The 8,820-nt window shown below is 54.5% G+C and carries 4 protein-coding genes, 2 tRNA genes and 3 rRNA genes (1 of these 9 running past the window's edge); all 9 read right to left on the bottom strand.

Going from position 1 to position 8,820, the window contains the following annotated elements; all coding sequences use genetic code 11:
- Nucleotides 1–146: 146 nt before the first annotated feature.
- Nucleotides 147–1,064: an IS110 family transposase gene (locus tag KJF94_RS21895; RefSeq protein WP_214377344.1), complete on the bottom strand. Its 918-nt coding sequence runs from the start codon at nucleotides 1,062–1,064 to the stop codon at nucleotides 147–149.
- Between the two features lie 260 nt (nucleotides 1,065–1,324).
- Nucleotides 1,325–3,628, bottom strand: coding sequence for a PqiB family protein (locus tag KJF94_RS21900; protein ID WP_214378723.1), 2,304 nt, complete (start codon nucleotides 3,626–3,628; stop codon nucleotides 1,325–1,327).
- Nucleotides 3,621–4,244, bottom strand: a complete 624-nt coding sequence (locus tag KJF94_RS21905) for a paraquat-inducible protein A (protein WP_214378725.1) — start codon at nucleotides 4,242–4,244, stop codon at nucleotides 3,621–3,623. Before KJF94_RS21905 ends, KJF94_RS21900 begins: the two co-directional genes overlap by 8 nt.
- The gene (locus tag KJF94_RS21910; RefSeq protein WP_214378727.1) at nucleotides 4,231–4,890 is read right to left on the bottom strand and encodes a paraquat-inducible protein A; all 660 of its coding nucleotides are present in this window, start codon (nucleotides 4,888–4,890) and stop codon (nucleotides 4,231–4,233) included. The genes KJF94_RS21905 and KJF94_RS21910 overlap by 14 nt, the downstream gene beginning before the upstream one ends.
- Before the next feature lie 147 nt (nucleotides 4,891–5,037).
- A 5S ribosomal RNA gene (gene rrf, locus KJF94_RS21915) occupies nucleotides 5,038–5,153 on the bottom strand.
- A gap of 154 nt (nucleotides 5,154–5,307) precedes the next feature.
- Nucleotides 5,308–8,198 (bottom strand): 23S ribosomal RNA (locus tag KJF94_RS21920).
- Nucleotides 8,199–8,434: 236 nt separating this feature from the next.
- A tRNA-Ala gene (locus KJF94_RS21925) sits at nucleotides 8,435–8,510 on the bottom strand.
- A gap of 28 nt (nucleotides 8,511–8,538) precedes the next feature.
- A tRNA-Ile gene (locus KJF94_RS21930) sits at nucleotides 8,539–8,615 on the bottom strand.
- 82 nt (nucleotides 8,616–8,697) lie between these two features.
- Nucleotides 8,698–8,820: ribosomal RNA gene (locus KJF94_RS21935) — 16S ribosomal RNA — on the bottom strand (it continues 1,414 nt past the right edge of the window).
- Together the 16S, 23S and 5S rRNA genes with 2 tRNA genes alongside form the textbook arrangement of a ribosomal RNA operon.

The raw sequence follows: 8,820 nt of genomic DNA on the forward strand, positions 1-8,820 counted from the left end.
TGCGTTAATCGAAGGCAATAAAAAGGCCGCGATCCAAATGGATCGCGGCCTTTTTTATGGTGGGGGATTTTTAGTGAACTTTAGGGCCTCTTCGCGAGCAAGCCCGCGATCAAATGTGGGAGCAACTGTCTTCACCCTGCCATTCGTCAGCGCCATTCGGTGCCGTCTCTCAGCATGGCATTCAGTCTGATCAGTAATATTCGCATGCAGGCGATGAGCGCGACCTTCGCGCTCTTGCCTCGCGCCCGAAGAGCGTCATAGCGTGCTTTAAAGTCAGCTTGATAGCGGATCACTACCCAGCAGGACATGTAAAGCGCACGCCTCACACGGGCTCTTCCTCCATAGATTTGGCGTTTCCCGCTGTGATTGCCGCTGTCATCGTTGCAGGGTGCAATTCCTGCCAGTGCGGCGACCTGGCGACGGTCGAGCTTGCCTAACTCGGGCAGGTAAACCAGCAAACTGGCAGTGGCGACCGTGCCGATACCTTTAACAGAGATGAGCCGCTCGGTTTTTTCTGCGTCCAGGTCGTGCATGCTCTGGTGGATGGTTTTATCGAGCTGCTTGATCTGAACTTGCAGGTAATGAATATGGCCTTTGATTGCCGCCACAACAGCGGGTAGCTGAGCCTGCTGAAGCCGGCGCTTATTGTCGTCCCGTTGCTGTACGAAGTGCTCGCGTTGCTGAACCAGCTCGCGCAACGCTTCACGCTCAGGCGAAATGACCTTGTCGCCGTCCATCTTCAAGACCTCGGCGAAATCGGCCAACACAGCTGCATCGATCAGATCGGTCTTGGCATTTTTGCCCATCGCCACGGCGAAAGCCCTGGCCCGGCGAGGATTGATCCTGAGGACATTGAAGTTGGCACCTAGCAATGCGGCCATGACCTTGCGCTCGTAGCCTCCCGTGGCCTCCAGCAGAACTCGGCCAACCTCGTACTGGCTCAAGCGCTGAAGAAGCTCAACACAGCCTTCTGAGGTGTTTGAAAGCTCAAAACCTTCACCGTCTGGTTGAACCCAAACAACGAGGTTTGATTTGGAGATATCGATGCCGACCCAGGAAATCATGGCAAAACCCTCTTACACTCAGGAGTGAGAGTGCTCTGGCTTTGCCCACGCTTGTGATTTCGAGTGGCTGCTCGTCCAACTGTTCGGGCTTATGGGCCAGAGTGGAAAGGTGAATGGCAGCTTGGCTCCCACACGTGCTTTAAGCACCGCGGACTCACAGCTTGCCATTCACCCCTCTCACCCCAGAGCTTATTCCTAGATCTAGACACAAGCGGGCTTGCCCGCGAAGGCGTCCTCACAGACGCCCAATCAAGTACCTGCTATTTGCCCAGGGAAATTTTCGGCGCCCAGGTCAGCCATTCATCTTCAAACTGGTCGAACAACGGGAACGTCTGCTCAGGCCGTGCCGGACTGCCCATGCGATCACCGTCCGGGGTGGCGAAAGCGATGCCCCCCTGAATCAGCGTCTCCAGCGATTCGGTGCGCACCGTCGCGCCTTTGAACAAACCGTAGTCGAAACCGAAACCGCTGGTGTTCCAGAACCGTGTGCCGCTGCGCACCAATGGCGCGTACTTCGGTTCGATCAGAATGTGCACCAGAACACGGTCAGCGGTCTGGCCCAGTTCATAACCCGTCACCTTACCCACGGTGACCTCGCGATACGTCACCGGCACACCGGTTTTCAACGAGCCACGGCGAGCGGCGCTCAGAACCAGACTTAAACCGGCTTCCTGTTTGGCGGTTTCCGGTGGGCTGGCCAGTGCCACGAAGTTCTTCTGCGGGCCGAGATTTTTCGCGGCCGGCTGCACTTCGATGTACTGGCCAGTCACCAGGGTTTCGAGGTTCGAGGTCTTGATCAGACCCAGCTCGGGTTTGACCACCCAGAACTGACTGCCTACCCGGGCAATGCGCTCCGGCACTTCGGTGATCCGCGCGGTGAGCAGCACCGATTGCAGGTCATCGCTGAGGTCGACGTCTTCGATCTTGCCGACATCCAGGCCTTTGAATCTCACCGGTGTGCCGCTGCGCAAGCCATCGGCGCGATCGACCTTGATCGTGACCACGGTGCCTTTCTGGTTGGCCTCGTCATGGCTGGCGAACAGACGGAAACGTGGAATGCGTTTTTGCAACGGCGCTTTCGCTTGCGGGGTTTCGAAGGCGATACCGCCGGCCATCAGGCTTTGCAGCGACTCACTCTTGACCTGGATTCCACCGGTCAGTCCGCCCGTGAGCGTAATACCGCTGGCGTTCCAGAAACGGGTCGATGCGTTGACCAGCCCTTCGTATTCCTTCTCGATGTGGACACCGATCACCAACTGTTTTTTCTTGCGCGAGAACTGATAGCTCTGGACCGAACCGACCTTGACCTGTTTGTAGAGAATCGGACTGCCGACTTCCAGTGAACCGAGGTTCTCGGTGAACAGCACCAGGTGCAGGCCCGGTGCCCGCAAGTCGAGCGGTGGCGCCTTCGGCCGTGCCACGAACTCGCGCTGCGGTGCGGCCCCCTTGTCTCCTGGACGCACGGCAATGTAGTTACCTTTGACCAGCGCTTCGAGACCGGTAATGCCCGCGAGGGAGATCGAGGGTTTGACTACCCAGAACTGGGTGCCATCAACGAGGTAATCCTCAGCCAGCGGATCAAGGGTCAATTCCGCGGTGGCACTGGACAGATCAGGATCGATCTTGAGCGCTTTCAGCGTGCCGACCTGAATGCCTTTGTACATCACCGGCGTCCGGCCAGCCTGCATGCCTTCGAAGTCGCTGAGTTTGACCTTGACCCGAATACCGGCGGCGGCTGCATCGAAATCTTCGTAGAGACGGAACGGCAGGCTCGGATCGGTGGGCGGGCTGTCCTTGCGGTTTTCTGGAGTGGCGAAGGCGATACCGCCGGCAACGATGCTGGCCAGGGATTCGCTGCGCACTTTCACGCCTGACAGGTTAGCGTCGATGCTGATGCCGCTGGCATTCCAGAAACGTGTGTGTTTGCGCACCAGCTTGGCGTAGGTAGGCTCGATGAACACCTTGAGCTCAACGGTACTTTGGTCTTCCGACAACAGGTAGCTTTTGATCTGGCCGACTTTGATCTGCTTGTAGAACACCGGACTACCTCGGTTCAGCGAGCCGAGGCGATCAGCCTTGATGGTCAAGTGCAGGCCGGGCTGTGCATCCGACAGCGGCGGCTCTTCGGCCAGGGCCTTGAACTTGCGCGTGGGCTCCCCTTCGCCCGGACTGATCGCGACATAGTTACCGGAGACCAGAGTCTCCAACCCCGTGATACCGGCCAGGGTCACGCTCGGTTTGACGAGCCAGAAACGTGTGCTGGTGCGCAGGTATTGCTCCACGTCCTTGTTCATCTCGACGGTGGCAATCACCCCTTTGGAGGCGCCTTCGTCGTCAAGCGTGAGGGTTTTTACCTTGCCGACCGACATGCCTTTGTAAACGATTTCAGTCTTGTTGGCCTGAATGCCTTCACCACTTTCGAAACGCACCTGAATTTCGATGCCGGTTTCGCTGTACGCACGCCAGCCGAGCCAGCCGCCAATGATCAGGGCGATCAGGGGCAACACCCAAATGGCGGACCAGTTCGAGGCCGGTCGGGTTTTCGCTGTAGGCAAATCAGTCATAGTCGTCGTCCGACTCCGTGTTATCCCAAATCAGTCGGGGATCGAAAGTTACTGCAGCCAGCATCGTCAGAATCACCACACTGGCGAAAGCGATGGCGCCAAGATTGGCTTCGACGCTGGCAAGCCGTCCAAAATTCACGACCGCCACGAGGATGGCGATCACAAAAATATCGAGCATCGACCAGCGGCCGATGAACTCGATAAAGCGGTACATCCAGATGCGTTGACGTGCCGAAAGTGGCTGGCGGCGCTGTACTGAAAACAGCAGCAAGGCAATGCCCACCAGCTTGAACGTCGGTACCAGAATACTGGCGATAAAAACCACGGCGGCGATGGGAATCATGCCGTGCTGAACCAGCTGGATCACACCGGACATGATGGTGCTGGGATCGCCCTGACCGAGAGAGCTGACCGTCATGATCGGCAGCACGTTGGCCGGGATGTAGAGCAGCGCGGCCGTAACCAGCAGCGCCCACGTGCGCATCACACTGTTCGGGCGGCGCGCGTGAACCAGCGCACCACAACGAGTGCAGACCTGCTCGTCGGTGTCAGCGTCCTGCTTGTTCAACTCATGGCATTCGGTACAAATCAGAATGCCTGCATCAATCGCCCGCATGGGCATCCTCTCCTGATAAAGCCTGCCAGATCTGATGAGGCGACATCACAACCTCCAGCCAAACCTGGACCAACAACAAACCGATAAAGCACGCCAGGCCGAGACCAACAGTGATTGCTGCCATATCTGCCAGTTTGACGATCGCTACCAGAACGCCCATGAGGTAAACCTCGAGCATCCCCCAGTCTCGTAGATGGTGATAAATCCGATAGAGCAGCAAACCGTAACTACGGCCGATATCAAAACGAATACTCAGCAGCACGGCCAGTTGGCAGAGTAGCTTGAGTAGCGGAATTCCCATGCTGCACAGAAACACGATGACCGAAACACCTTGCATCCCGGTATCGAACAGGCCCACAACACCGGTCCAGACAGTGTCTTGTGACGACTGCCCGAGTAGATTGAGCTGCATGATGGGTAAAAAGTTCGCCGGGATGTACAACAACAATGCGGCGATGACCAAGGCGAGACTGCGTTGCACAACATTGTGCCGATGGGCGTAGAGCTCGTAGCCGCAGCGCGGACACAGGGCTTTCTCGCCATGGGCGAGTTCGGGCTTGCGCATCAGCAAGTCGCACTCATGACACGCCACCAAGTCGTCCAGCGGTAATTCTGACAGCCCGGAGGCGTCAACCGGATCTGGCATAAAGGCTCTGACTCCGAAAAAGTTGGACCTATTCTAGTGTCATGAATCGAAAATAACTGTGCAAATTTGTGCTGGGCCGATCCGGGCTTTATTCCGGGCAAAACAAAACCCCTACCTGCATACGCAGATAGGGGTTTCGGAATTTAATCTTGACGATGACCTACTCTCACATGGGGAAACCCCACACTACCATCGGCGATGCATCGTTTCACTGCTGAGTTCGGGATGGGATCAGGTGGTTCCAATGCTCTATGGTCGTCAAGAAATTCGGTAGCCAGCTCGTGTACCTTGCGGTTCACGCTCCAGCGAATGGGTATGCGATAGTTTGTGTGTTTGTTTCTCGAACTTTCGGTTCGTTTCGTCTTCACACACCGCAATCTGATGCTCTTTCGAGTAGTCAAATTGCTTGGGTGTTATATGGTCAAGCCTCACGGGCAATTAGTATTGGTTAGCTCAACGCCTCACAGCGCTTACACACCCAACCTATCAACGTCGTAGTCTTCGACGGCCCTTCAGGGGACTCAAGGTCCCAGTGAGATCTCATCTTGAGGCTAGTTTCCCGCTTAGATGCTTTCAGCGGTTATCTATTCCGAACATAGCTACCCGGCAATGCCACTGGCGTGACAACCGGAACACCAGAGGTTCGTCCACTCCGGTCCTCTCGTACTAGGAGCAGCCCCTCTCAAATCTCAAACGTCCACGGCAGATAGGGACCGAACTGTCTCACGACGTTCTAAACCCAGCTCGCGTACCACTTTAAATGGCGAACAGCCATACCCTTGGGACCGGCTTCAGCCCCAGGATGTGATGAGCCGACATCGAGGTGCCAAACACCGCCGTCGATATGAACTCTTGGGCGGTATCAGCCTGTTATCCCCGGAGTACCTTTTATCCGTTGAGCGATGGCCCTTCCATACAGAACCACCGGATCACTAAGACCTACTTTCGTACCTGCTCGACGTGTCTGTCTCGCAGTCAAGCGCGCTTTTGCCTTTATACTCTACGACCGATTTCCGACCGGTCTGAGCGCACCTTCGTACTCCTCCGTTACTCTTTAGGAGGAGACCGCCCCAGTCAAACTACCCACCATACACTGTCCTCGATCCGGATAACGGACCTGAGTTAGAACCTCAAAGTTGCCAGGGTGGTATTTCAAGGTTGGCTCCACGCGAACTGGCGTCCACGCTTCAAAGCCTCCCACCTATCCTACACAAGCAAATTCAAAGTCCAGTGCAAAGCTATAGTAAAGGTTCACGGGGTCTTTCCGTCTAGCCGCGGATACACTGCATCTTCACAGCGATTTCAATTTCACTGAGTCTCGGGTGGAGACAGCGCCGCCATCGTTACGCCATTCGTGCAGGTCGGAACTTACCCGACAAGGAATTTCGCTACCTTAGGACCGTTATAGTTACGGCCGCCGTTTACCGGGGCTTCGATCAAGAGCTTCGCGTTAGCTAACCCCATCAATTAACCTTCCGGCACCGGGCAGGCGTCACACCCTATACGTCCACTTTCGTGTTTGCAGAGTGCTGTGTTTTTAATAAACAGTCGCAGCGGCCTGGTATCTTCGACCGGCATGGGCTTACGGAGCAAGTCCTTCACCCTCACCGGCGCACCTTCTCCCGAAGTTACGGTGCCATTTTGCCTAGTTCCTTCACCCGAGTTCTCTCAAGCGCCTTGGTATTCTCTACCCAACCACCTGTGTCGGTTTGGGGTACGGTTCCTGGTTACCTGAAGCTTAGAAGCTTTTCTTGGAAGCATGGCATCAACCACTTCGTGTTCTAAAAGAACACTCGTCATCAGCTCTCGGCCTTAGAATCCCGGATTTACCTAAGATTCCAGCCTACCACCTTAAACTTGGACAACCAACGCCAAGCTGGCCTAGCCTTCTCCGTCCCTCCATCGCAATAACCAGAAGTACAGGAATATTAACCTGTTTTCCATCGACTACGCTTTTCAGCCTCGCCTTAGGGACCGACTAACCCTGCGTCGATTAACGTTGCGCAGGAAACCTTGGTCTTTCGGCGTGGGTGTTTTTCACACCCATTGTCGTTACTCATGTCAGCATTCGCACTTCTGATACCTCCAGCAAGCTTCTCAACTCACCTTCACAGGCTTACAGAACGCTCCTCTACCGCATCACCTAAGTGATACCCGTAGCTTCGGTGTATGGTTTGAGCCCCGTTACATCTTCCGCGCAGGCCGACTCGACTAGTGAGCTATTACGCTTTCTTTAAAGGGTGGCTGCTTCTAAGCCAACCTCCTAGCTGTCTAAGCCTTCCCACATCGTTTCCCACTTAACCATAACTTTGGGACCTTAGCTGACGGTCTGGGTTGTTTCCCTTTTCACGACGGACGTTAGCACCCGCCGTGTGTCTCCCATGCTCGGCACTTGTAGGTATTCGGAGTTTGCATCGGTTTGGTAAGTCGGGATGACCCCCTAGCCGAAACAGTGCTCTACCCCTACAGTGATACATGAGGCGCTACCTAAATAGCTTTCGAGGAGAACCAGCTATCTCCGAGCTTGATTAGCCTTTCACTCCGATCCACAGGTCATCCGCTAACTTTTCAACGGTAGTCGGTTCGGTCCTCCAGTTAGTGTTACCCAACCTTCAACCTGCCCATGGATAGATCGCCCGGTTTCGGGTCTATTCCCAGCGACTAGACGCCCTATTAAGACTCGCTTTCGCTACGCCTCCCCTATTCGGTTAAGCTCGCCACTGAAAATAAGTCGCTGACCCATTATACAAAAGGTACGCAGTCACCCAACAAAGTGGGCTCCCACTGCTTGTACGCATACGGTTTCAGGATCTATTTCACTCCCCTCTCCGGGGTTCTTTTCGCCTTTCCCTCACGGTACTAGTTCACTATCGGTCAGTCAGTAGTATTTAGCCTTGGAGGATGGTCCCCCCATATTCAGACAAAGTTTCTCGTGCTCCGTCCTACTCGATTTCATTGATAAGAGATTTTCGCGTACAGGGCTATCACCCACTATGGCCGCACTTTCCAGAGCGTTCCGCTAATCTCAAATCAACTTAAGGGCTAGTCCCCGTTCGCTCGCCACTACTAAGGGAATCTCGGTTGATTTCTTTTCCTCAGGGTACTTAGATGTTTCAGTTCCCCTGGTTCGCTTCTTAAGCCTATGTATTCAGCTTAAGATACCTAACTTATGTTAGGTGGGTTCCCCCATTCAGACATCTCCGGATCAAAGTCTGTTTGCCGACTCCCCGAAGCTTTTCGCAGGCTACCACGTCTTTCATCGCCTCTGACTGCCAAGGCATCCACCGTATGCGCTTCTTCACTTGACCATATAACCCCAAGCAATCTGGTTATACTGTGAAGACGACATTCGCCGAAAATTCGCGATTAAACTCACAAATTTTACCTTAGCCTGATCCGTTACCAGTGAAAGTAACGTTCAGTCTATCTTTCTATCACATACCCAAATTTTTAAAGAACGATCTAGCCAAAGACTAGAAATCAACATTCACCACCATCACGATGGAATGCTCATTTCTAAGCTTTATACAATCAGAAGCAGTAGTGGTGGAGCCAAACGGGATCGAACCGTTGACCTCCTGCGTGCAAGGCAGGCGCTCTCCCAGCTGAGCTATGGCCCCGTATTGCTACAGGATCCCACACAAAAATTGGTGGGTCTGGGCAGATTCGAACTGCCGACCTCACCCTTATCAGGGGTGCGCTCTAACCAACTGAGCTACAGACCCAATTTCGGGCTGCTTCTTATCGTCTTCTTCAATGAATCAAGCAATTCGTGTGGGAACTTATGGAGCAGCTGATGTCGTCGATTAAGGAGGTGATCCAGCCGCAGGTTCCCCTACGGCTACCTTGTTACGACTTCACCCCAGTCATGAATCACACCGTGGTAACCGTCCTCCCGAAGGTTAGACTAGCTACTTCTGGTGCAACCCA

Source organism: Pseudomonas hormoni (genome assembly GCF_018502625.1).
GTDB classification, from domain to species: Bacteria; Pseudomonadota; Gammaproteobacteria; order Pseudomonadales; family Pseudomonadaceae; genus Aquipseudomonas; species Aquipseudomonas hormoni.

Bases quoted from the DNA above. Each gene is read 5' to 3' on its own strand.
- KJF94_RS21905 (WP_214378725.1), bottom strand. From the start codon at position 4,244: ATGCGGGCGATTGATGCAGGCATTCTGATTTGTACCGAATGCCATGAG.
- KJF94_RS21895 (WP_214377344.1), bottom strand. From the start codon at position 1,064: ATGATTTCCTGGGTCGGCATCGATATCTCCAAATCAAACCTCGTTGTT.
- KJF94_RS21900 (WP_214378723.1), bottom strand. From the start codon at position 3,628: ATGACTGATTTGCCTACAGCGAAAACCCGACCGGCCTCGAACTGGTCC.
- KJF94_RS21910 (WP_214378727.1), bottom strand. From the start codon at position 4,890: ATGCCAGATCCGGTTGACGCCTCCGGGCTGTCAGAATTACCGCTGGAC.